At 59.2% G+C, this 24,367-nt stretch carries 12 protein-coding genes; 5 read left to right on the top strand and 7 right to left on the bottom strand.

What is annotated here, in order from left to right:
* Window positions 1–26: 26 nt before the first annotated feature.
* From RCI20_RS03775 to RCI20_RS03790, 4 genes are read right to left on the bottom strand one after another with little or no spacing between them, the layout of a single operon-like run.
* A complete protein-coding gene (locus RCI20_RS03775; protein WP_306603213.1) occupies window positions 27–584 on the bottom strand; it encodes a response regulator in 558 nt (185 codons plus the stop codon).
* Window positions 581–1,897, bottom strand: a complete 1,317-nt coding sequence (locus RCI20_RS03780; RefSeq protein ID WP_306603214.1) for an HD domain-containing phosphohydrolase — start codon at window positions 1,895–1,897, stop codon at window positions 581–583. Before RCI20_RS03780 ends, RCI20_RS03775 begins: the two co-directional genes overlap by 4 nt.
* On the bottom strand, window positions 1,894–4,164 hold the full coding sequence (locus RCI20_RS03785; RefSeq protein WP_306603215.1) for a PAS domain S-box protein: 2,271 nt from the start codon (window positions 4,162–4,164) through the stop codon (window positions 1,894–1,896). The genes RCI20_RS03780 and RCI20_RS03785 overlap by 4 nt, the downstream gene beginning before the upstream one ends.
* Window positions 4,161–7,118 (bottom strand): EAL domain-containing protein, encoded by a 2,958-nt coding sequence (locus RCI20_RS03790; RefSeq protein ID WP_306603216.1) that lies wholly within the window; start codon window positions 7,116–7,118, stop codon window positions 4,161–4,163. The genes RCI20_RS03785 and RCI20_RS03790 overlap by 4 nt, the downstream gene beginning before the upstream one ends.
* 163 nt (window positions 7,119–7,281) lie before the next feature.
* On the opposite strand from RCI20_RS03790, the gene gpmI reads away from it, so the two are divergent.
* Window positions 7,282–8,937 carry a 2,3-bisphosphoglycerate-independent phosphoglycerate mutase gene (gpmI, locus tag RCI20_RS03795; RefSeq protein ID WP_306603217.1) on the top strand — a complete coding sequence of 552 codons (1,656 nt, stop codon included), beginning with the start codon at window positions 7,282–7,284 and terminating at the stop codon, window positions 8,935–8,937.
* Here the strand turns inward: gpmI and RCI20_RS03800 are convergent.
* The 3 genes from RCI20_RS03800 to RCI20_RS03810 all read right to left on the bottom strand — a co-directional run bounded on the left by RCI20_RS03800 (window position 8,934) and on the right by RCI20_RS03810 (window position 13,434).
* The gene (locus RCI20_RS03800) at window positions 8,934–10,577 is read right to left on the bottom strand and encodes a PAS domain S-box protein (protein ID WP_306603218.1); all 1,644 of its coding nucleotides are present in this window, start codon (window positions 10,575–10,577) and stop codon (window positions 8,934–8,936) included. The genes gpmI and RCI20_RS03800 overlap by 4 nt on opposite strands.
* Entirely contained in the window at window positions 10,574–12,298 is a 1,725-nt protein-coding gene (locus tag RCI20_RS03805; protein WP_306603219.1) for a bifunctional diguanylate cyclase/phosphodiesterase, read from the bottom strand. Before RCI20_RS03805 ends, RCI20_RS03800 begins: the two co-directional genes overlap by 4 nt.
* A gap of 119 nt (window positions 12,299–12,417) precedes the next feature.
* The gene (locus tag RCI20_RS03810; protein WP_306603220.1) at window positions 12,418–13,434 is read right to left on the bottom strand and encodes an AraC family transcriptional regulator; all 1,017 of its coding nucleotides are present in this window, start codon (window positions 13,432–13,434) and stop codon (window positions 12,418–12,420) included.
* 209 nt (window positions 13,435–13,643) lie between these two features.
* Between RCI20_RS03810 and icmF the strand changes: the two genes are divergently transcribed.
* The 4 genes from icmF (at window position 13,644) to RCI20_RS03830 (ending at window position 24,360) form a co-directional block, all read left to right on the top strand.
* Window positions 13,644–16,907 carry a fused isobutyryl-CoA mutase/GTPase IcmF gene (gene icmF, locus RCI20_RS03815; protein WP_306603246.1) on the top strand — a complete coding sequence of 1,088 codons (3,264 nt, stop codon included), beginning with the start codon at window positions 13,644–13,646 and terminating at the stop codon, window positions 16,905–16,907.
* A gap of 171 nt (window positions 16,908–17,078) precedes the next feature.
* Window positions 17,079–19,166, top strand: coding sequence for a TonB-dependent siderophore receptor (locus RCI20_RS03820; protein WP_306603222.1), 2,088 nt, complete (start codon window positions 17,079–17,081; stop codon window positions 19,164–19,166).
* A gap of 7 nt (window positions 19,167–19,173) precedes the next feature.
* Window positions 19,174–20,322, top strand: coding sequence for an ABC transporter substrate binding protein (locus tag RCI20_RS03825; RefSeq protein ID WP_306603223.1), 1,149 nt, complete (start codon window positions 19,174–19,176; stop codon window positions 20,320–20,322).
* 6 nt (window positions 20,323–20,328) lie between these two features.
* Entirely contained in the window at window positions 20,329–24,360 is a 4,032-nt protein-coding gene (locus RCI20_RS03830) for an EAL domain-containing protein (protein WP_306603224.1), read from the top strand.
* Window positions 24,361–24,367 lie beyond the last annotated feature (7 nt).

The following is a 24,367-nucleotide window of genomic DNA, read 5'->3' on the forward strand; positions in this document are numbered from 1 at the left end:
GCTCAGGCTTTCTGGTTCGTGACGGTTCAGTCCAGTGTCGGGTCGAGGATGACCGAGCCATCCGGCCCCCAGTCAACCTTGGTAATGCCCGGTTCGATGCGCTCCAGTCGCTCGGCTTCAAGTTCCTCGGCCGTCTTGTCACCCATTTCCAGTCGTACCAGATCGGCCAGCTGACGGTTTTCCAGGAGTAACTCGCGATGGGAGAGCGCCTGACCGATGGCGGACAGCAAGTCGTAGTCATTCCACGGCTTGCCGATGAAACGTTCGATACCGACTTCGTTGACCGCGCGGACCAGTGCATTCAAGTCGGCGTAACCGGAGAGAATCAGCCGGGCTGCATCAGGCTGGATGGTTTTTGCGGCCTTGAGGAACTCGATGCCATCCATTTCCGGCATGCGGTAGTCACTGATGAATAGATCAAAGTCTTCGTGCTGCGCCATTCTCAGTGCTTCCGTCGGCGAGCTGCTGACACGCACGTCAAGGGAAAATTGCTTGCCGCCATAGGCACAAGGTGCTGCACGTAGCAGGCGCTGCAGGGATTTTAAAATGGAGGCTTCGTCATCGACGATCAGGATTCGGTTCATTTTTCCTCCTGGCGGATGTAGACCGTAAGATTTTGTTGTTCAGCCTGCTCCATGCGGAGTAGCTGGCCGATGATTTCGGCATTCAGGATGCTACCGGTGGCGAGTAGCAGATAGCCGTCACGATGCATCAAGTCGCGGCTGACGGCCATGCCCGGTTTGAGGTGCATGGTGCGTAGCGGCAGTTCGATCGGGCCGGTTTTCAGGGTTTCGGAAATCAGGCGTACGAAGGCGTCGACCGCAGCAGGGTCGTAGCGTTTGCCCCGATTCTCGATCAGGAAATCGAGTGCCTCGTTCGGCTTAAGCGGACGCTGAACCAGCGTGCCGATCTGAAGGGCGTCATAGTCGTTGGCAACGGTCAGGATGCGCGCTCCTTGCGGAATGGTGATGCCGCTGAGACGATCCGGGTAGCCACTGCCGTCATAACACTCATGATGGTGGCGAACAATCAGTGCGGCGTCCTTGAATTTGTCGATGCCGATCAGAATGTTCTGGCCGATGCTCGGGTGCTTCATGACCAGCGCCCGCTGTTCGGCGCTCAGCATGTTATAGGGTTTGCCCAGCAATTCGTCGGGCAGGCCGATCTTGCCGATGTCGTGCAACAGGCCGGCCAGCATGATGTTCTGTACTTCGGCATCGGGCAGTCCCATGCGCTGGGCAGTGCTGCGCGCGTGTTCGGCAACGCGCCGGCCATGACCGGCCAGTTGTTTGCCGACCGGGCCGCTACGCAATTCGATCAGACCCGCAAAGACCTGGACGCTGGTGACGAAGGATTTTTTCAATTCGCCATGCGCTAGCTCTACCTGGCTCAGGGCCTTGCGCAACTCGCTGGTTCGCTCGGCCACTTTTTGTTCCAGGCTGGCATTGAGTGATTTCAGTGCTTCATTCTGCGTCTGGGTAAGCTCGGTCAGTCGCCGGTTCTCGGCTTCAAGGCGCAAACGTTGCGTCGCTTCCCGAACGAGGGTCAGCATTTCGGTGTCGTTCCAGGGCTTGGCGATATAGCGGTAGATTTCGCCCTGATTGATTGCCGCGACGGTGGACGTGATATCGGCATAACCGGTGAGCAGGATGCGCATGACCAGGGGCCAGCGTTCGCGAACCTGCTGCAGGAAGGTGGCGCCGTCCATTTCCGGCATGCGCATGTCGGAAATCACCAGGTCGATGTGTTCTTCGGCCAGTACCGCCAGCCCGGCGGCACCGCTTTCGGCAACGAAGATGCGATAGCCGTGCGGGCGGAACAGGCGGCGCAAGGCGGACAGGATGCTCGGTTCGTCGTCGACAAGCAGCAGGGTAGGCGCGTCGTTCGCCTCGGTCATGGTGAATTCTCCAGGGCAGTCTGGGCAACCGGATGGATGGGCAATATCAACCGGAAAGTCGTGCCCTTGTCGGGTTCGCTCTCAACGGTAATCTCGCCTTGGTGGCGCCGTACGATATTGTAGGAGACAGACAGGCCGAGGCCGGTCCCCTTTCCGATGGGTTTGGTGGTGAAAAATGGTTCAAAAATACGATTCAGGTTGGCCGGCGGAATGCCTTTGCCGGTGTCGGCAATCTCGATACAAACCTTGTCTTCCCCCAGGCGGCGGGTGCGAATGGTGATCGTGCCTTTTACGTCGATGGCGTGTCCGGCGTTGACCAGCAAATTCATGAACACTTGGTTGAGCTGGGAAATCAGGCAGTAAACCGGCGGAATGTCGCCGTATTCCTTGATGACCTGGCATTTGTATTTCAACTCGTTCCAGACGATGTTCAGCGTCGAGTCGATGCCTTGATGCAGGTCGGCCTCCTGCCATTCCTGTTCGCCGACACGCGAAAAAGTTTTCAGATCCTGCACGATCTTGCGCACCCGGCTGAGGCCATCCTTGGATTCACTCAACAATTTGAAAATATCCTCGCGGACAAATTCAAAATCGTGTTCTTCGCGCAGTTGCTGGATGGATTTCAGGTGTGGACAGCTTTCGCCCTGGCTTGAGGTGGCGGCATCGTAGGCATCAATGATCGTCATCAGGTCGTGCAGGTAACCGTCGAGGGTGCCTAAATTGGAATGAACAAAGCCAATCGGGTTATTCAGTTCGTGCGCAATGCCGGCTGCCAGTTGACCGATGGAGGCCATTTTTTCCGATTGCAGCAGTTGGTTGTTTGCCTCTTCCAGGCGTTTGTTCAATTGTTGTTGGTGGGCCAGTGTGTCTGCTACCAGCAATTGCTGTCGTTTGCGCTCGGTGATGTCGGTGAGTACGCCATCATAGAAGATTGGCAGTAATAATTGGTCGCGGGTGACCTGGGTCCGGTCGACGACCCAAATCACCTTGTTTTCCGCCGTGATCAGCCGATATTCCTGCTCGTAGCCAGTCATGCCGGCGGCAACATTTTTCAGGACCTCTTCGGCGATCCGGGCAAGATCGTCCGGATGAACGATGCTGGCGAAAGCTGGCTGGCTGGATTGCAGTTGCTCCGGTGTGTATCCCCACTGTCGGACATTCTCTGAAACGAAAATAACCGGCCAGCCATCCGTTGCTGCCCAGCGGAAGCACACGACGGGGCTGGCATTCACCACCTGCATGGCCAGTCGAAGCGCCTTGTCGGTGCGTTGCCGGCAAACAATGCGCCAGGTTTCGTTGCCAATCAGTTGCAGCGTTTCAATATCGTATGCCGAGTAATTCTCCGCTTTGTCACCGACGCCGGTCAGCATGCGCACACTGTCCGCTTCAACCACCGGCACACAGAGCAGACGCGTCATCAGGGAGTGGCCGGCAGGTAATTCGCCGCGTCGTGGTTCGTTTGTGTAGTCGTTAACGACCAGCGGTTCACGGGTTCGTGCTGCTTCGGCCCACAGGCCAGCCTGACTGATCGGATAGTGCGTATCGGCAACGGCGGTGCAGTATTTCTCCAGCGTTTTTCGTGACCAGGTGATGAATTCGAGGCTGTCGCCATCCTGGTTGATGAAGTGCATGAAGCCGATATTGCTTTTGGTCAGTGCCTCTGCCTGTTCGAGGGCATGCTGCATGAAATCGTGCTCGCCGAGCAGTTCGGCTTTTTTCGGCAAATCGATCAGGATCATGGAGCGATTCACTTGATCTTGCAATTGTTTGCCGGCCAGTTGCCGCTGGCTTACATCTTCGATAACGGCAGCGAAATAGTCGACCTGACCGTTATTCAAACGAATCGCCTGAATGGCCAGATTCGCATAGAGCACGCTGCCATCCTGGCGCAAATAGCGTTTTTCCAGCGTGTAGCCATCCCGCTCACCGCGCAGTACCGAATCGTATAACTGGTTGCTGATGTCTTTGTCATCGGGGTGGGTTATTTCGTCCCAATAGTGCTGGAGCAGGGCATCAGCAGAATACCCCAGCATTTGACACAGGGCCGGGTTGACCTCGATCCAGCGCTTGTCTACCGAGGCTCGGGCCATGCCGACCATGGCATGTTCGAATACCGTGCGGAAGCGACGTTGCTCGCGTTGCAGGCGTATCAGTAATTTGGTGACCAGGAACAAACCGGCCAGCAGGCCGATCAGCAACAGTGCGACCAACACCGGGTCGAGCCAGGGATGTTCGAAACCAAAGGCGGACAAGTGTGGCAGGGTCATCCGGTTTCCGCTCCACGGTTGCGTAACTGGTTGTCCTTGGCCAGGCGAAATGCGTCGCGTACTTCTTCGCGCAACTGATCGTCATCCCAGGGTTTTGTCAGGAACTTGTAGATGGCCCCACGGTTGATGGCGCCGGTTACCGAGTCGAGATCCGTGTAGCCGGTGAGCACGATGCGTATGGTATCCGGGTAGAGTTGGCGGACGCGCGAGAAGAATTCGGTACCTGACATTTCCGGCATGCGCTGGTCGGAAAGTATGACCTGAACGGGTTGCTTGGCAAGATGTTCGAAGGCGTCCAGCGGTGAAGTTGCGGTCAGGATCTGGAAGCCTTCACGACGTAGCAGGCGGGACAGGGCGTTGAGAATGTTTGGCTCGTCATCGACGATGAGCAGTGTTTGAGTCCCGGCGCTTGGCAGGGCGCTCATCGGCAGGCTGGTCCGGCCAGCCAGCAGTTGTTCAAAATCGCTGGCCGGCAAGGCTCGGCTGAACAGGAAGCCCTGCATCGCATCGCAGCGACGACCGCGCAGAAAGTTGGCTTGTGCTTCGGTCTCAACCCCTTCGGCCAGCACCGACAGATTCAGGCTGCGCGCCATCAGGATGGCCGAAGTGGCGATGGCTGCATTGACCGGGTTCTCGATGATGTCGTGCACGAAGCTCTGGTCAATCTTGATTTTGTCGAACGGGAAGCGCGACACATAGGAGAGTGAAGAGTACCCCGTGCCAAAGTCATCGAGCGATAGCTTGATGCCAAGCTTTTTCAGGCTGCGGCACATGGTGATCGCTTGCTCTGCATCGTCGATGAAGGCGCCTTCGGTAATTTCCAGTTCCAGTGCGTTGGCCGGCAGGCCACTGTTGGCCAGTGCGCTGGCGACCATCTGTTCCAGGTTGGCTTGACGAAATTGCCTGGCGGAAAGGTTGACCGCAAGACGCAAGGGCGAGGCAATGCCCAGGTCGTGCCAGCGTCGGGCCTGTTGGCATGCGGTATTGAGTACCCATTCGCCAATCGGAATGATCAGGCCGTTTTCTTCCGCCAGCGGGATGAATTCAGCCGGTGAAATATTGCCGAACTGCGGGTGGTTCCAGCGTAACAGCGCTTCCATGCCGATGATTTTGCCGCTGTCGAGGCTGACTTGCGGCTGGTAGTAGACCGCCAGTTCGTCGCGTTGCAAGACTTCGCGCAGGGCAGATTCCAGGCCGAGTCGACGGGCGGCGTTGGCATCCATTTCTGGCGAATAGAACCGGAAGGTATTGCGTCCGGCTTGTTTGGCACGGGCCAAGGCAATATCCGCAGATTTCAGCAATTCATCGGCCGTTTGTCCATCGCGTGGCGACAGGCTGATACCGATGCTGGCCGTCAGGGCCAGCGATTGTTCGTTGAGCGTGAATGGTACGGCGATTGATTCGAGTATGCGCTGGGCGAGCGAGATGGCGTCCTGTTCTTGTCCCAGGTTGGCCATTACGAAACCGAACTCGGTGCCTGATTGCCGTCCTACCGTATCGCCATCGCGTACCTGCAATTTCAGGCGGCGGGCCACTTCCTGCAGCAGTGCATCGCCCGTCGGAGGACCGAAACTTTCGTTGACCATGCGGAAACGATCAAGGTCAAGCAGGATGAGCGCGGTCTGACGCTCGAAGCGGTGGGCGGTAATCAGTGCCTGTGCCAACCGGTCAGCGAGTAAATTGCGGTTTGGCATGTCGGTCAGCGGATCGAAACTGGAGAGGTACTGGATGCGTTCCGCCGCCTCATGGCGTTCTGACAGATCACTGAACAGTCCGACGTAGTGCGTCAGGCGGCCGGCTTTGTCGTGCACGGCCGAAATGGTCAGCCATTCGGTGACCAGTTCGCCATTTTTGCGCCGGTTGGTAATTTCGCCCTGCCAGTTGTTCTGGCGGATCAGGGTGTCCCAGAGCGTGTGGTAAAACGCATCGCCATGTATTCCCGATTTCAGGAAGGCTGGCGTTTGGCCAATGGCTTCTTCGGAAGAATAGCCGGTGACCCGCAAGAACGCATCATTGACCAGCAGGATGCGGGCTTCCGGATCGGTAATGCAGATGCCGTCGTTGATGCCGGTAAAGACAACCGCAGCGAGTTGCTGTTCGATTTCGACCTGTTTGCGTCGGCTGATATCAGCCAGTGTACCGGCGGTCGTTACCGCTTGTCCGTGGCTATCCAGCGATAGCGCCTGGCCTCGTCCTTCCAGCCAGAGCCAGTGTCCATCGGCATGGTGCATGCGGAATTCGGCTACAGCAATATCGGCGCCGGGGGGCGGTGGCGATTGCAGGATCTGTTCGATTTTGGGGCGTTCTTCTGGATGGATCAGCTTGAGTGTGCTGGCCAGGTCAGGCGGTGCGCTGGAGAGACCCAGCATCAGGCAGAGATCCTGGTTCCATTCCATGCGGTCTTTCGCGTGGTGGTATTCCCAGATGCCGAGGCCGGATGCTGAAAGCGTCATTTGCAGGCGGGCAGCAAGTTGGGTGTTTTCGGCCAGGCGGCGCTCGACTTCCTGTTCCAGGTTGGCATTCTGCCGGGCCAGGCGGTCACGGGTTAGTTTCAGGGCGAGGTGCGTCTGAACACGCGCCCGGAAAATGTCAGCCTGCAGGGGCTTGGTGATGTAATCGACCGCACCTTCGAGCAGTCCGGTGCGTTCGTCGCTCATTGAATTGAGTGCCGTAACGAACATGACCGGGATGTTGCTGGTACGGGGATTGGCCCGTAATTTGGCGAGTACGGTGTGACCATCCATGTCCGGCATCATGACATCGAGCAGGATGAGGTCGGGTTGTGGTGCCAACTCAGCGTAACGCAACGCTTCGGGGCCATTTTCGGCCAGCCGGACATCGACATCGAGTGCTTCCAGCATCGCCGAAGCAACTCCTAGATTGATTGGTTGGTCATCAACCGCAAGGACGACAGGGCGCTGCGGTGTGTCGTTTGAATAATCCAGGTTCGCCATATTTTGGCCGCCTTGCAAATTTGTCAGATTTCGAATCTTGGCACCGTGTTCAAGGTGAGGCAAGCGCTAACGGTTAAAATGTCTGGAATTTCTGTGTCCGGACATGCCCGGTGATTACCTGGCTTAACGATACGCTTGTTCCATTCTTTGCGGGGAGCGGCCCATGCTGCAAAAATCATCTTCTTTTTCCGGGGTGTCAGGCCCTGTCGTTGTCATCGTCATGGATGGCTACGGTTTGCCGAAATCGGATGTCGGCAGCGCCATTGCCGCCGCACAGAAGCCCACGCTTGACCGGCTGTTTGCCTCCTGTTCGAACATTCGCCTGCGCGCCCACGGTACAGCGGTTGGCATGCCCTCGGATGACGACATGGGCAATTCGGAGGTTGGCCACAATGCCATTGGCGCCGGTCAGGTTTACAGCCAGGGCGCTGCACTGGTCGCCGATGCCATTGCCTCCGGCGCTATCTGGCAAGGCGAGGCCTGGCAGCAGATTGTTGCCGGGGCGAAGACCGGAGAGAAAGGCAAGGCCGGCGTGCTGCATTTCCTGGGGCTGTTTTCGGATGGCAATGTGCACAGCCATATCGACCACCTGAAAGCGATGGTCGTACGTGCCAAGGACGAGGGAATCACGACCGTGCGCATCCATGTGTTGCTCGACGGGCGCGATGTGCCGGAAACCAGCGCGCTGGATTATGTCGTGCCGTTCGAGGCCTTCCTCGCCGAGATCAGCGACGCCGCGTTTGACGCCCGCATCGCTTCCGGCGGCGGCCGCCAGTACATCACGATGGATCGCTACGATGCCAACTGGGCGATGGTGGAAAAAGGCTGGAAAACCCATGTGCTGGGCGAAGGGGCGCAGTTTTCGAATGCCACTGCTGCGGTCAACGGCCTGCGCGAGCAAAATCCAGGCACCATCGATCAGGATTTGCCGGAGTTCGTCATTGCCGAAAATGGAAAACCGGTTGGCACCATCGAGGATGGCGATTCGGTCGTCTTCTTCAATTTCCGTGGTGATCGTGCCATCGAAATCACTCGTGCCTTCGTCGAAGCCGAGTTCGACAAGTTCGAGCGCGTGCGTTATCCGCAAGTGACCTATGCCGGCATGCTGCAATACGACGGCGACCTGCAGTTGCCGAAACGCTTTCTGGTCGCGCCGCCGGCGATCAAGGACACGTCCGGCGAATGGTTCAGCAAGATGGGGATTGCCCAGTTTGCCTGCTCGGAAACGCAGAAGTTCGGCCACGTCACGTATTTCTGGAACGGCAACCGCTCCGGCAAGTTCGACGGTGAAACCTGGCAGGAAGTGCCGAGCGACGTCGTGCCTTTCGAGCAGCGGCCGTGGATGAAGGCCGCCGAGATTGCCGATGCGATGATTGCGGCGATCCAGTCCGGCCAGTACAAACTGCTGCGCTGCAATTTCGCCAATGGCGACATGGTTGGCCATACCGGTAATTTCGAGGCCGCACGCATTGCCGTCGAAGCCGTCGATCTGTCGCTCGGGCGCGTGCTCAAGGCCATCGAGGCGGCCGGCGGTGTGGCGCTGATCTCGGCCGACCACGGCAATGCCGATGAAATGTTCGAGCTGGACAAGAAAACGAAGCAACCGGCCCAGAACAAGGATGGTTCGTTCAAGGCCAAGACGGCGCACACGCTGAACCCGGTGCCCTTGATCCTGTTTGATAGCGCGACTGGCGGTCGGTTGGCCTTGAAACAGACGGAAACGGCCGGTTTGTCGAACATCGCGGCAACCGTGGCCAACTTGCTGGGCTATGAAAAACACGCCGCTTGGGACGACAGCGTGCTGGATTTGCGCGCTTAAGCGGGCTCGGCCGGGGGGGCGTCGACCGCGGCCAGCGCCGGGACGTTGAACCAGAAGCGACTGCCGGTGCCGGGGATGCTGCGGAAGTCCAGACGACCGCCGTGCAACTCGATTGATTTTTGCACGATCGACAGCCCCAGCCCGGTGCCGGCGATCTGGCCGACATTACTGGCGCGGAAGAAAGACTGGAAAAGTTTTGCCTGGTCTTTGTCCGGGATGCCGATGCCGTGGTCCTCGATCTCGACCAGTAGCGCGTCGGCTTGCAGCGCGATGGTGAATTCGACACTGCTGTTGTCAGGGGAATACTTCAAGGCATTGGTTAGCAGGTTTACTGTGGCCTGGCGGAGCAGGCGCTCGTCGACCATGCGCCAATCCTGCGTTCCCTGAATTTCGAGGCGGATACGTTCGCCGCCGAGATTGCCCAGGTGGAGTTCATCAACAAGCGCATGGGCCCACTTCGTGACACTCAGCGCTGCAGGATTCATGCCGCCCGGGTTCTCGTCGGTGCGGCCGAGGGTCAGTGCCTGATCGAGCATGTTCGCCATGCGCCGGATGCCTGAATCGATATCGTCGATGATGCGGCAGTATTCAGTCGGATCGAGGTGCTCGCGGTAGTCACGCAGCAGGTCTACCGAGGATTTGATGATGGTGAGCGGTGTGCGGAACTCGTGCGAGGTCATCGAAACGAAACGACTCTTCAACATGGCGAGTTCCTGTGCGCGTTCCAGCGCTTCCAGAACCTCCTGCTCAGCCTGTTTGCGCGCGGTAATGTCGCGAATGAAAGCGGAGAACACGGTTTGTCCATCGCGTTGATGGTTCCAGATCGACAACTCAACCGGGAAACCGCCGCGATGCCGCCGCAAGGCAAAAATCTCCACCGTGCGATTGAGAATTTGCGAGGGTTTGCCATTCTGGAAATTCCTCAGTCCCTGGGCATGCCGTTGGCGATAGCCTTCCGGAATGATCATGTCGCCGAGATTGCCACCCATGGCTTCTTCGGTGCTCCAGCCAAACATTTGTTCGGCTGCCTGATTCCAGCTAAGGACCGCGCCATTGGCGTCAATGGTGACTACTGCATCATGTGCGGTCTCGATCAGCCGACGATGACTGCGCTCACTTTCTTCCAGCGCTCGACGGGTATCTTCCAGTTGCCCGATGGCCTCGAGCAATTCCTGGTTGGCCGCGGCGAGCGAGGCCGTGCGGGCGACAACGATGGATTCCAGACTTTCGTTGGTTTGTTGCAGCCGGCTTTCGCTATCTTTCAACTGCTTGATCGTGTCGTGCAGTGCCGTGATGTCGTGCAGGGCGGTAATGATCCGGCGCCTTCCGTCGGCCAGTTCCAGGGTGCGGAAGTTCGAGCGTACGGTGAGGTATGTGCCATCGCTGGCCATCACCTGCCATTCGTTCGGTGCGCCGCCGTCGTTGGCCAGTGCCATGGCCAGGATGTCGCTTTCCAGCGCTTTTTGCTCGGGCAGAAGGATCAGGCCGAAGGTCTTGCCGAGCAGAAATTCCCGGGTGTAACCGAACATCTCGCAGTAGGCGGGATTGACGTCGATGTAGCGACCGCAATCGTCGGCAATTGCAATACCCACCGGGCTGACCTCGAGAATTGCCGAAAAAAGTTCATCGACTGTGGTCATCGGGCGATCTCTTTGAAGAGAAAGCGTGCAGCCTCGTGTGCCGGGAGTGGTTTGCTGAACAGGAAGCCCTGGTATTCGGCACAGTCCAGTGCGTTCAGGAAATCCAGTTGTTCCGGTAATTCAACCCCCTCGGCGATGACCGACATGCCGAAGCTGTTGGCCAGCGCGACAACCGCCCGTACGATGGCGGCATCGCCGGGGTCGGTCAGCAGGTTGCGGACGAAGGCCTGGTCGATCTTCAGGACATCCAGCGGGAAGCGCTTGATGTAGGCTAGCGAGGAATAGCCGGTGCCAAAGTCATCAAGTGCCAGCTTGACGCCAAGTTGTTTGAGCTTGTGCAAAATATCGATAGTGCCTTCACCGTTCTGCATCGCGGTGCCTTCGGTGATTTCGAGTTCGAGGCAGGCGGGCGGGATCTTGTACTGGGCCAGTGCTGCGGCGACGCAATCGGTCAGGCCGGGTTGCAAAAATTGCCGGGCCGACAGGTTGACCGCAACACGCACCGGGGCGTAGCCATGTTCCCGCCATTCGGCGAGTTGCCGGCAGGCCTCATCAATGGCCCAGGCGCCCAGTTGCAGAATGTGCCCGCCGGATTCGGCGATCGGGATGAACCTGGCGGGGGAAACGAACCCGCGCGTGCTGTGCTGCCAGCGCATGAGGGCTTCGAAACCGACAACTTGTCCGCTGTGCAAGGCAATCTGCGGCTGATAGAAAAGCGAGATTTCGCCACGCTCCAGTGCCCGGAAAAGATCGTTGTGCAGGGCCAGTCGTTCGCTGGCCTCCACGTTCATTGCCTGTTCGTAGAAACGGGTCTGACCGCCGCCAGCGGATTTGGCGGCGCGCAATGCTGTACCTGCCGAGGTCAGCAGCGCTTCGGCGTCGTCCCCATCGCCGGGATAGAGGGATATGCCCAGGCTGGCGCCGACAAATTGTTCTCCGGCGGGGGTCATGTAAGGTTGAGAAAAAAGTTCTGACAGAATCAATGCCCGTTCGGCAACATATTCCGGATCGGCCAGTTCGCTGATCAGCAGGGCAAAAACGTCGCTTTCCGGACGGGCCAGCGAGTCGTGGACGCCGACGATGAAGGTCTGTTCGAGGTGATGGCGAAGTCGCTGGGCGGCCTGGCTTAACAGCTCATCTCCACGGGCGCGACCGAGGCTGTCGTTGATCCGGGAAAAGCCATCCAGCCCGATGAGAATGACGGCAAGACGCAGGTTCTGGCTACGTGCCGAGGCCATGGCTACCTGCAGGCGTTCCTTGAGCAGGTTCTGGTTGGGTAAGCCAGTCAGTTTGTCGTAATGAAGCAGGCGCTGCGCTTGAGCGGCCAGGCGCGCGGTGGTTTGGCGATGGCGTTCGGCCTTGTCGAGTTGGGTGCGCACTGCATTGAGCAAATCCTGGTGCTCGAAAGGTTTCGGGATGTAGTCGTCTGCCCCCAAGGCCATGCCCTGGCGGAAATCCTGCCGCTCGGTTCGGGCGGTCAGCAGGATGACCGGGGTATGCATGGTCAAGGTTTCGTTACGTAACGCAGCCAGCAATTCAAAACCGTCCAGCTCCGGCATCATGATGTCGGAAATGATCAGATCGGGTTGATGTTCCAGGGCTGCAATGCGTCCGGCCAAGCCGTTTGCTGCCGTGAACACTTCATAGCCTTCGACCCGCAGCATGATCTGCAGGTTGTTGCGAATGGCTGTTTCATCTTCTACCACCAGAATTTTTTTCATCTCTTCTTGCGGTCGACCGGGCTAGGTCGATAAATCCCATGCTATTGAAGTGGGATTTATTTTATGCATATGTCGACCATCGAGGTAGCAAATTTTGCTTGCAACGGTATTTGCTTGGTCTATTGCTGGCTGGCTTCCCATTGGCGCCGGTAATGCGCTGGCGCCATGCCGGTCCACTCGATGCAGGCGCGGTAAAAAGCCGAGGTGTCGGCATAACCGAGATCGGCGGCGACCCGGGCAATCGGGTCCTGGCTCTTGCTCAGGCGGGCCAGTGCCAGATCGCGGCGCAGCGCATCCTTGATGGCGCGAAAGCTTGAGCCTTCTTCGTCCAGTCGGCGGTGCAGCGTGCGCGGTGACAGGTGCAGGCGGTCGGCAATGTCATCGAGGGTGAGTGTATCGGGCAGTGCGGCGCGTAGCAGGTCGCGCACGCGGATGACCATTTCCCGGTCGCGCCGGTACAGCGTGGTCAGCTTGCCGGGGGCGCCATCGAGGAAGCTGCTCAATGCTGCCTCATCTCGGCGTACTGGCAGGTCGAGCAGGTTGGCGTTGAAACTGGCGACTAGCGTGCCGGTGCCACCCGGTACGGTCGGCGCGAAACGTGAATCCTCGGTGAAAATCAGCGCGTAGTCGGTGGCGTGTGCCGGCCGGCGGTAGGGGAAAATCACGTTGTCCAGCGCGATGCCGCGCCCAGCCAGCCAGCAGGACAGCCCGTGCAGCAGGCGCAACAGCCACTCGAAAGCGAAGATGCGCCCCGGATCGTCGGTATTGTCGGGCGCCCGGCGGTTTTCGGCGATGCGCAATTCGGCCCGGCCTTGCGTGCGGCGCACGCTGATCACCATTTCCGGCAGCACCAGACGCAGGAAACGGCTGGCCCGTTGCAGGGCTTCGGCCAAGGTCGGCGCGCTGATGCAGGCCCGACAGAGGAATTCAAAACTGCCGCAGCGCATCGGCTGGCCGAACAGCCCGAAGGCTTCGTCGTCGAGTTCGTGATTGATCCGGTTGTACAGTGCCGCGTAACGTTCGATGGGAACGCGCTTGGCAGTGTCTGCAATATCAATGCCGGTGGCGCTGAGAAGGGGGCCGGGATCACCGCCGTGACGGGCGATGCCGGCCAGCATGCCGGTAACAAACCCCATTGCAACAGTGGTTTGCGTTCTATTTGCTGAATGGTTTGTGGTGCGGTGCAGCATTTTTGCCTCGCGGGGGCGGTTGACCGTAGTAGCTTAACATTCTGGCGGAATTTGCACGATTGTCGTCATGCAGGGCAATCGCGGCATCTCGCCCGGGGTTTACGATGGCAGGACTTATCCCGCTAACCGATACCGCTAACGACAAGGCAGACGTCATGACCGATCTTTCCATTGCCAAAAAACTGTCCCCGTACAAGCCGAAGAACAAGGTGCGTTTCGTCACCGCAGCCTCGCTGTTCGATGGCCACGATGCCTCGATCAACATCATGCGGCGCATCCTGCAATCGACCGGCGCCGAAGTAATTCACCTCGGCCACAACCGCTCGGTGCAGGAAATCGTCAATGCCGCGTTGCAGGAAGATGCGCAGGGCATTTGCATCACCTCTTACCAGGGTGGTCACGTCGAGTTCTTCAAGTACATGATCGATCTGCTGAAGGCCAATGGCGGCGAGAACATCAAGGTGTTTGGCGGCGGCGGTGGCGTCATCGTGCCGGCGGAAATCCGCGAACTGCACGACTATGGCGTGACCCGCATCTATGCACCGGAAGACGGCGTGCATATGGGCCTGCAGGGCATGATTAACGAAGTCGTCGAGAAATCCGACTTCGATGTGGCCAGCGAAGGTGTACCGAGTGTCGAGCAGGTGCTGGCCGGCTTGAAGGCCGGTGACCGTCGCCTGCTGGCCCGCGTCATCACGTTGCTGGAAAATGGCGAAGCGCCGGGGCTCAAGGAGCCTTTGCTCAAGGCGGCAGCCGAATTGTCGGTGCCGGTCCTCGGCATTACCGGTACGGGTGGTGCCGGCAAGTCGTCCTTGACCGACGAACTGGTCCGCCGTTTCCGTCTGGACCAGAACGACAGCGTCAAGATCGGCCTGATTTCCATCGATCCGTCGCGCAAACGGACCGGCGGCGCGCTGCTCGGCGACCGCATCCGGATGAATGCCATCGAACATCCAAACATCTTCATGCGTTCGCTGGCCACCCGCGATACCGGCAGCGAAATTTCCGTCGCCTTGCCGGAAGTCATCGCCGCCAGCAAGCTGGCCGGTTTCGATCTGGTCATCGTCGAAACCTCCGGTATCGGTCAGGGCAATGCCGCCATCGTGCCTTTCGTCGACCTGTCGCTGTACGTCATGACGCCAGAGTTCGGTGCCGCATCACAGCTCGAGAAGATCGACATGCTCGACTTCGCCGATTTCGTCGCCATCAACAAGTTCGACCGTAAAGGTGCCGAGGACGCGCTGCGCGACGTGCGCAAGCAGTACCAGCGCAACCGCGAAGCTTTCAACCAGTCGACCGATGAGATGCCGGTGTTCGGCACGCAGGCCGCCCGCTTCAACGATGATGGCGTGACTGCGCTGTATCAGGCACTGGTCCCGGCGCTCTCGGAAAAGGGCCTGAAACTTGGCCAGGGCAAGCTGCCGCTGGTCACCGTCAAACAGTCGTCCAGCCAGCGCGCCATCGTGCCGGCCCAGCGCGTGCGCTACCTGGCCGAAATTGCCGACGCCGTCCGCGGTTACCACGCGCATACCGGCGAACAGGTGAAGATTGCCCGCGAACGTCAGTCGCTGCGCATCGCCAAGGGTATTTTTGCCGCCTGCGACAAGTCGACCGCAGATTTTGACGAAATGGCCGCGGCCAAGGACGCCCAGCAGGACCCGAAGGCGAAGAAGCTGCTCGACATGTGGCCGCAGACTGTCGAAGCCTATAGCGGCGACGAATACGTCGTGAAGATCCGCGACAAGGAAATCCGCACCCAGCTGACCAGCCAGTCGCTGTCCGGCACGAAAATCCGCAAGGTGATCCTGCCGACCTTCACCGACGACGGCGAGATCCTGCGCTTCCTGATGCGCGAGAATGTTCCTGGCTCCTTCCCCTACACAGCAGGCGTCTTCGCCTTCAAGCGCGAGGGCGAAGACCCGACCCGGATGTTCGCCGGCGAAGGCGACGCTTTCCGCACCAACCGCCGCTTCAAGCGCGTTTCCGAAGGCATGCCGGCACACCGCCTGTCGACGGCTTTCGACTCGGTGACGCTGTACGGTTGCGACCCCGACGAGCGTCCGGACATCTACGGCAAGATCGGCAATTCCGGCGTCTCGATTGCTACACTCGACGACATGAAGGTGCTCTACGACGGCTTCGATCTGGTCTGCCCGACCACTTCGGTGTCGATGACGATCAATGGCCCGGCGCCGATCATCCTGGCCTGCTTCTTCAATACCGCCATCGATCAGCAGATGGCCAAGTTCGAAAAGGACAACGGTCGCCAGCCGACCGAAGACGAAGCCGAGAAGATTCGCGAATGGGTGCTGAAGTCCGTGCGTGGCACGGTCCAGGCCGACATCCTGAAGGAAGACCAGGGCCAGAACACCTGTATTTTCAGCACCGAATTCGCGCTGAAGATGATGGGCGACATCCAGGAATTCTTTGTCCATAACCAGGTGCAGAACTTCTATTCGGTGTCGATCTCCGGCTACCACATCGCCGAAGCCGGTGCCAACCCGATCAGTCAACTCGCCTTCACGCTGTCCAACGGCTTCACCTACGTGGAAAGCTACCTGGCGCGCGACATGCACATCGACGATTTCGCGCCGAATCTGTCCTTCTTCTTCTCCAACGGCATGGACCCGGAATACTCGGTCATCGGCCGCGTCGCCCGCCGCATCTGGGCGGTGGCGATGAAGAACAAGTACGGCGCCAACGAGCGCAGCCAGAAGCTCAAGTACCACATCCAGACCTCGGGCCGCTCGCTGCACGCGCAGGAAATGGACTTCAACGACATCCGCACCACGCTGCAAGCGCTGATCGCCATCTACGACAACTGCAACAGCCTGCACACCAACGCCTACGACGAAGCGATCACCACGCCGACCGAGGAGTCCGTGCGCCGCGCCATGGCCATCCAACTGATCATCAACCGCGAGTGGGGCGTCGCCAAGAACGAGAACCCGAATCAGGGCGCCTTCGTCATCGACGAACTGACCGACCTCGTCGAAGAGGCCGTGCTCAAGGAATTCGAAGCCATCGCCTCGCGCGGCGGCGTGCTCGGCGCCATGGAAACCGGCTACCAGCGCGGCAAGATCCAGGAAGAGTCGATGTATTACGAGCACAAGAAGCACGACGGCTCGTACCCGATCATCGGCGTCAATACCTTCCTGAATCCGAAGGGCATGGCGCAGCAGGAAATCGAACTGGCCCGTTCGAGCGAGGAAGAAAAGCAGGGGCAGATTCAGCGCCTGCGCGATTTTCAGGCTCGTAATGCGGACAAGGCGCCGGCCATGCTGGAGAAGCTCAAGCAGACGGTGATCGAAGACGGCAATGTCTTCGCCGTGCTGGTCGATGCGGTCAAGTACTGTTCGCTCGGCCAGATCAGCGGCGCATTGTACGAAGTTGGCGGTCAGTACCGCAGAAGCATGTAACGCAAGACCCGCAAGGGGAATGGCAAGCGCGCCTGAACCCGATGGGGCGGAGGAGCGACAACGCGGCGAGGCTATGTACCTCGCCGCTTTTCCATTTTGGATGTGGCATTGGTTGCTCCAAATGCACATTTACCCTAGGCTTCGAAAAAAAACATATCACTCGGGGATTCCATGCGTTCGTCACCTTGCCTTCTGGCTATCCTGATTGCCTGCTCGGCAGGCTATGCTTCTGCTGACCCCGTGCTGGAGGAAGAGGATCTGGCGTTGGCGTACGGCGACAAAGGATTTGTCCATATTGCCACTGGCAACAAACAACTCCTGCGCCATGCCCCATCGACCGCCTCCGTCATTACCGCTGAAGAAATCGCGGCAATGGGGGCAACCGATCTGGATGAGGTCATGGAAACGATTCCAGGTGTTCATGTCAGCCGCTCACCGAACACTTATCCCCCTATTTATATATTCCGCGGCATCTTCTCGACCTATAACCCACAGGTGTTGATGCTGGTCAATGGCAAGCCGGTCACCGAAATATTCACCGGCAACCGCGGGAATCTCTGGGGGGGACTGCCGCTGGAAAACATTTCCCGTATCGAAGTGATCCGTGGTCCCGGTTCTGCACTTTACGGCGCGGATGCCTATGCTGGCACTGTCAATCTGGTCACCAAGACAGCGGCCGAACTCGCCGGTACGCAATTTGGTGTCCGTGCGGGTTCCTTCGATACCTGGACAAGCTGGGTGCAGAGTGGTGGCAACGTCGGTCCTGTCGATGTTGCTGCCTATGTCCAGATAGGTGCGACCAACGGACAGAGTCGAATCATCCGCCAGGATTACCAATCCTCGGTGCTTGACCGGGCCTTTGGCACGAATGCTTCCCTTGCTCCGGGATCGGTCAATCTTGGTCGTGAGTCACTGGATGCCGGGCTCGATCTTGGTTACGACAAATGGCGAGTGCGCCTGGGTGTCAAGAATCGCTTGAACATGGAAACCGGGGCTGGTGTTTCGCATGCACTGGACCCATATGGCACCAATGAGAGTCGCCGGCTGACGGCTGAGCTTTCCTGGCATGACCCCCGTTTCGCCAAGGACTGGAGCTTGTCGTTCGATACCCGTTTCCTGCATCTTTCCGAAGAAACCAGTCTGACCATCTATCCTCCTGGGACCAGACTGGCGACAGGAATATTTCCCAATGGGATGATCGGTACGCCATCCCGCTGGGAAAAGCAGTATGGAATTTCCAGTACTGCGCAATACACTGGATTCAAAAATCACATTCTGCGCATGGGGGCCGGCCACGACATCCTCGATCTCTACAAAACCCGGGAGGCGAAAAACTTCACTTTCGTCGGGCTGGTGCCCAGCCCCTTGCCCTCGGTTGTCGATGTGTCCGACAGTAGTCCGTATGTCTTCCCCCACAAGCGCCGCCTGAACTACGTCTACCTTCAGGATGAATGGACTTTTGCCCAAGACTGGGCCCTGACTGCCGGGGTTCGTTACGACCACTATTCCGATTTCGGTGCCACCACCAATCCACGTCTGGCCCTGGTCTGGAATGCCCGGCACGACCTGACGGCCAAGTTGATGTACGGCACTGCTTTCCGGGCGCCTTCGATCAGCGAATCTGCCTCAATCAACAACCCGGTTGCTGTAGGCAACCCCAGTCTCCAGGCCGAGACGATCGAAACACTGGAAGCCGGCATTTCATGGCAGCCTCGCCAGGATACCCAGGTTAACCTGAGCTTGTTCACCCACCGGTTGACCGACATCATCCGCTTGACCACCAACCCGGTGGCTGCCACCGGGAAAACCTACCAGAATACCGGTGAACAAACCGGCAATGGTGGGGAGCTTGAACTCATCTGGGAGGCAACTAAAACACTGCGTCTTTCCGGCAACTATGCCTACCAGAAGAATATCGACCAGGCGACCAAACAGGATGCCGGCTACGCGCCGCACCACATGCTCTATGCCCGGGCTGACTGGCGCTTTACCCCAGGTTGGCAGCTTCATGGACAAGTTAACTACATCGCCGACCGCAAACGTGCCTGGGGTGACAATCGTCCGAATATTCCCGACTACACCACCGTAGACCTGACCCTGCGTACCCAGCAGACCAAAAAAGGTTGGGATTTTGCCGCATCGGTACGCAATGTTTTCGATGCTGACGTGCGCGAACCCAGCCAAAGCGGCTCCGGTATCATTTACGACTTGCCGATGCCCGGTCGAACCTTCTGGCTTCAGGGGCGTTACAGCCTATAATGCTTCTATGACACCGCGTTTCAAGCATTTCCTGTTGGCGCTGCTTCTGGCTCTGGGCATGGTTCGGGCCGAAGCCGATGTGACGCGTATTGCCGTCATCTTTGCCGAAGCGGATGACACTAGCCCGAGTGGTTTTGCCGGTCTGCTCGGCGGTATCGAAGCAACGCCCGGTGTCGAAGTCATCCGGCTCAGCCTGAAAGACCTAGCCGAGCCCCGCGTCAGTCAGTTGTTGTTGGCGGCGGCTCAGCGTGGTACTCCCGTCCGGTTGGCGGCCGCTGGCGGTGCGTCGATTGGCCCGATTGCCGTGCTTTACCCGGATATCGGTGAACCGTACCGCAGTGTTTTCTCGAAAATCATCGAAGGTATCGAGGAAAACGCTCAGGCCAAGGTTACCAGCTATGCAGTCGGTAAAAATTTCAATGCCGAGGCTATTTCCGGCGAATTGAAGCGTCAGGATATCCGTGTCGTCATCGCCCTCGGCCGCAATGGCCTGAAGGCTGCCAGTACCCTCGACAAGGAAATCGGTGTCATTGCCGGCGGCGTGGTTTCCGTCCCTGAGGCCGATGCTCGTGGCGGTGCCATTCTCAGCCTGGCCCCGGACCCGGCCCTGCTGTTTTCCCGCCTCAAGGTGCTATCGCCGAAAACCCAGCGGGTCTTTGTCGTCTTCGAACCCCGTCAGAACGCTTGGCTGATCAAGTTGGCCAGAGAAGCGGCTCGTCACGAGGGGATCGAACTGATCGCCCAGGAAGCCGCTGACCTGAAAAGTGCACTGGGCATCTACCAGAACATCTTTGCCAATGCGGATGCCCGGCGCGATGCACTCTGGCTGCCGCAGGACAGCGCCACCGTCGACGAATCCCTGGTCCTGCCGCTGGTGTTGCAGGAGTCGTGGAGCAAGAGTCTTCCCGTCTTTTCCAGCAACGTTTCGCACGTCAAGCGTGGCGCGCTCTTTGCGCTCTACCCCAATAATATGGAGTTGGGCCGCAATCTTGCTGCCACGGCGCTCGGTCTGGCTGTCGGCAATCCCGCCGTGCGCGGGCTGCTGCCGTTGCGCGACGTGTTGACCGCCTTCAACACCCGCACGGCCAGCCATCTCGGTCTGGCACTATCGCCGGCTCAGCAACAGGGTTTCGACCTGCTGTTCCCGGAGCGCTAGCGCGACATGAGCCGGTTGCCCGACTTGCGACAACGGTTCAGGGAAACCACTTTCCGCCGTCAACTGGCCATCCTGTTCTCGGTGGGGGTACTGTGCATGTCGCTCCTTGCCGCACTGGCCACCTCCTGGCAGGGTAGCCGCCAGTTGCACACCAGCAAACTCAACGACGGTTTGCGCATTACCCGCAACCTCGCAGCCCAGAGTCGTCTGGCCTTGGCATTCGGTTCCGGCGAAAATGTCGCAGAAGCCTTGGCTGCCACGTCGGCTGTCCCCGATGTGACCCGGGTTGAAATCCGCTATACCAACGGCCGGGTGCTGCTCGAAAAGGGAAATCCGTCGATTGACACGGTTGACCGCAGTAATTTGCGCCAAGTGCGCGAGGCTTACCTCGACAGCGAAACCAGTGCCGGCTGGCGCTTCGTTGCACCGGTCTGGTCAGTTGCCGGTCCGGATTCGCAGTTCGAAACGACGGAGCCTCAGGACATCCTGCTCGGCTTCGTCGTCATTGAGCAGAGCAAAGCTACGTTAAAGGCACTGGTGCAGGAGGTTTTCCTCGTTAACTTTGCCGCCGGCATTGCCTTCGCCGCTTTCTTCGGTTTTGGCCTGCGCCTGCTTGCCCGGCGTCTGACCCAGCCACTGGCCAGGCTGTCGGCCACCATGGCTCGCGCGGAGAAAGGCGAAAATGGTTTGCGCGCCGAACTCTCCGGTCCGCGCGACCTGGTCGACATGGCCCATGCCTTCAATAGCATGATGGAGGCGCTGGAACTGCGTGAGCAGGAATTGCGCACGGCGCGCGATAGCGCCCTGCGCTTTGCCAAGTTGAAAGCGGATTTTGCGGCTACGGTCAGTCACGAAATCCGCACGCCGCTCAATGGCGTCATCGGTACGCTGGACATGCTCAAGGCCAGCAAATTGAAACGTGAGCAGCAGGAGTTGCTCGGCCTGGCCTGGGATTCTTCGCAATACCTGCTCGAACTGATCAATAACATCCTCGACTTCTCGCGCCTGGAGGCCGGGCGCATGGAGGTCGATGCCGGTGATTTCTCCCTGCAGTCATTGGTCGACGGCGTGATGAATATGTTTCTGGCGCAGGCTGTCGGCAAAAAACTGTTGCTGAGCGCCGACATCGCCCCGGACGTGCCGAAGGTCCTGAACGGCGATCCGGCACGTATCCGGCAAGTGCTGATCAATCTGCTTGGCAATGCGCTCAAGTTTACCGAGCGCGGCTCGGTCAGCCTGAGTGTTGCGTGTATTGATGGTGGGCGCCAGTTGTGTTTCGGTGTGCGCGATACCGGCATCGGTATCGCCCCGGAACAGCAGTCGGTCATTTTCGACTCTTTCACCCAGGCTGACACCTCGACCACCCGCCGTTACGGTGGCAGTGGCCTGGGCCTGTCCATCTGCAAGCAGATCGTCCGTTTGCTCGGCGGTGAAATCGGCGTCGATGGTACGCCGGGTGTGGGTAGCCATTTCTGGTTCACCACACCTTGTACGCCAGGTAACAGCTTGCCGGCAGTTCGTCCGGCCAGCGAGCATGCGATCAGCCGGAGCGGCCGCATTCTGATTGCCGAAGACAACACGACCAACCAGTTGGTCGCCGCCGGTATGTTGCGTTTGCTCGGCTGCACTAGTGGCATTGCCCGGAATGGTGTCGAAGCGGTAAGCCTGTGGCGCGACGGTGATTGGGATCTGATCCTGATGGATTGCTCGATGCCGGAAATGGACGGTTTTCAGGCCACCGCCACGATTCGCAGCCTGGAGGCCGGTTCCGGTCGCCATACGCCGATCATTGCGATGACCGCCAATACCTTGCCGGCCGATGTTGAGAGCTGCAAAAGTGCCGGTATGGACGCGCATCTGGCCAAACCGCTGACGCTGGAAAATCTGTCGACCAGCCTTGAGCAATGGCTCAACTGGCAGCCGCCCACCCCGCAGCCCAGCGAAGCGCCTGATGACACTTTCGGCAAGCAGCCGCTTGATAGTGGCATCATCAGCCGCCTGCGGGAAATTCTCGGCGCCTCGGTCAGCGAAGCCATCCGCCCCTTCCTCGAAGACATGCCGCGCTATCTGCACGAACTGGACAGTGCCATTGCCAACAACGATGCTGGCACGCTGCGTCAGGTTGCCCATGTGATCAAGGGCGCGGCCAGCAACCTGGGGGCCGTTGCGGTAGCTGGCGTGGCACGCGAACTGGAACTTCATGCCGAGGCCGGAGCGCTCGGCGAAGCCAACGAGTTGCTGCTGCACCTGCGTACCGAATTCGCCATCATTGAGCCAGCCCTGTTTGGCGAGCTGGACGAACCTGCCCCCAGTTTGCCGCCCTTGCGCGACGATGCACCGGTCGTGCTGGTCGTCGACGATGACCGCAGCACCCGCTCGGCGTTGCGCCATGCGCTCTACCGCAGTGGTTTCCGGGTCGAGGAGGCGGGGGATGGGTGCGAAGTGGTCGACTGGCTGGAAAACAACGTCGCCGACGCCATCCTGATGGATGCGCTGATGCCGATCATGGATGGCTTCGACGCTTGCGCCGAGCTCAAGCGTCATCCGCGCTGGAAGGATATCCCCATCCTGATGATCACCGCGCTCGAAGACCGCCAGTCCATTGAGCGTGCCTTCGAAGTCGGGGCCAGTGACTTCATCCCCAAGCCGATCCACCTGTCGGTGGTCAATCAGCGGGTGCGCCGGGTTATCGATGCGACCCGAGCCGAACGCCATGTCCGCCAATTGGCCTACAACGATACCTTGACCGGTTTGCCCAATCGCCTGCTCTTCATGGAATTCCTCAATCGCGCGATTGAGCGCGCCAATGCCCGTAACGGCACGCTGGCCGTGCTCTTCCTCGACCTTGACCGTTTCAAGTTCATCAACGATACCCTCGGCCATGAAGCCGGCGACCAGTTGCTGGCTGCCATGGCCCAACGCATCAAGGGCTGCGTGCGCACCGACGACTGTGTCGCCCGCCTGGGTGGCGACGAATTCACCGTGCTGCTTGACGAACTGCCCAACCCAGGCGTTGCTGCCAGCGTCGCCCAGAACATCTGTCGCACGGTGTCGGCGCCGATGATGCTGGCCGGTCAGGAAATTGTCGTCACTGCCAGTGTCGGTATCGCCCTCTACCCCGAAGATGGACCGGACATCAGCCGCCTGTTGCGCCATGCCGACACCGCGATGTACCGCGCCAAGCACAGCGGCAGTGGCTTCTGCTATTACGAAGCGGCGATGGAGTCGGCTATTTCGGATCGCCTGAAGATGGAAAACGATCTGCGTCGGGCACTCGAACGCGACGAAATCACCGTTTTCTACCAGCCGGTGGTCGACACCGCCAGTGGCGAGATTGCCGGCGTCGAGGCACTGGTCCGCTGGCTCCACCCGGAGCACGGCATCGTCTCTCCGGCTGAGTTCATCCCGGTCGCCGAGGAAACCGGCCTGATCCTGCCGCTTGGTGAGCGCGTCCTGCGCAGCGCCTGTGCCCAGGCCAAGACCTGGCTGGACAACGGCATGGCTGGCCTGCACGTCGCGGTCAACCTGTCAGCCAAACAACTGGAACAGCCGGATCTGCGCAACATCGTCCTCAGTGCTTTGAATGAAAGCGGTCTGCCGGCCTCGGCCCTGGTCCTGGAGATCACCGAAAGCGTGCTGATGGCCCGCGCCGCCGAGAGCATCGACATCTTGCGCGAATTGCGCAAGCTGGGTATCCGCCTGTCCATCGACGACTTCGGCACCGGCTACTCGTCGCTGGCCTACCTGAAACACTTGCCGGCCAATACCCTGAAAATTGACCGTTCTTTCATCCAGGACATCCCGGACGACGAAGACGCGGTGGCCATCGTTACCGGCATCATGGCCCTGGCCCACAGCTTGCGCATGGAAGTGGTTGCCGAGGGCGTTGAAACCGAGGCTCAGCGCGATACCCTGGCTCGCCTCGATTGCGACCTGCTGCAAGGCTACCTGTTTTCCAAACCGTTGCCGGCAGAGCTCATCGAAACCCAGTTGTTTGGTCCGAAGCGCCAGAAACGCAGCCCGAAGAAAGCGCATTAAGTTCTGC

This window comes from Azonexus sp. (assembly GCF_030824335.1).
GTDB lineage: Bacteria > Pseudomonadota > Gammaproteobacteria > Burkholderiales > Rhodocyclaceae > Azonexus.

Coding starts and splice junctions, on each gene's coding strand:
- RCI20_RS03805 (WP_306603219.1), bottom strand. CDS start 12,298: ATGAAAAAAATTCTGGTGGTAGAAGATGAAACAGCCATTCGCAACAAC.
- RCI20_RS03780 (WP_306603214.1), bottom strand. CDS start 1,897: ATGACCGAGGCGAACGACGCGCCTACCCTGCTGCTTGTCGACGACGAA.
- RCI20_RS03790 (WP_306603216.1), bottom strand. CDS start 7,118: ATGGCGAACCTGGATTATTCAAACGACACACCGCAGCGCCCTGTCGTC.
- RCI20_RS03830 (WP_306603224.1), top strand. CDS start 20,329: ATGAGCCGGTTGCCCGACTTGCGACAACGGTTCAGGGAAACCACTTTC.
- icmF (WP_306603246.1), top strand. CDS start 13,644: ATGACCGATCTTTCCATTGCCAAAAAACTGTCCCCGTACAAGCCGAAG.
- gpmI (WP_306603217.1), top strand. CDS start 7,282: ATGCTGCAAAAATCATCTTCTTTTTCCGGGGTGTCAGGCCCTGTCGTT.
- RCI20_RS03810 (WP_306603220.1), bottom strand. CDS start 13,434: ATGGGGTTTGTTACCGGCATGCTGGCCGGCATCGCCCGTCACGGCGGT.
- RCI20_RS03775 (WP_306603213.1), bottom strand. CDS start 584: ATGAACCGAATCCTGATCGTCGATGACGAAGCCTCCATTTTAAAATCC.
- RCI20_RS03785 (WP_306603215.1), bottom strand. CDS start 4,164: ATGACCCTGCCACACTTGTCCGCCTTTGGTTTCGAACATCCCTGGCTC.
- RCI20_RS03820 (WP_306603222.1), top strand. CDS start 17,079: ATGCGTTCGTCACCTTGCCTTCTGGCTATCCTGATTGCCTGCTCGGCA.
- RCI20_RS03800 (WP_306603218.1), bottom strand. CDS start 10,577: ATGACCACAGTCGATGAACTTTTTTCGGCAATTCTCGAGGTCAGCCCG.
- RCI20_RS03825 (WP_306603223.1), top strand. CDS start 19,174: ATGACACCGCGTTTCAAGCATTTCCTGTTGGCGCTGCTTCTGGCTCTG.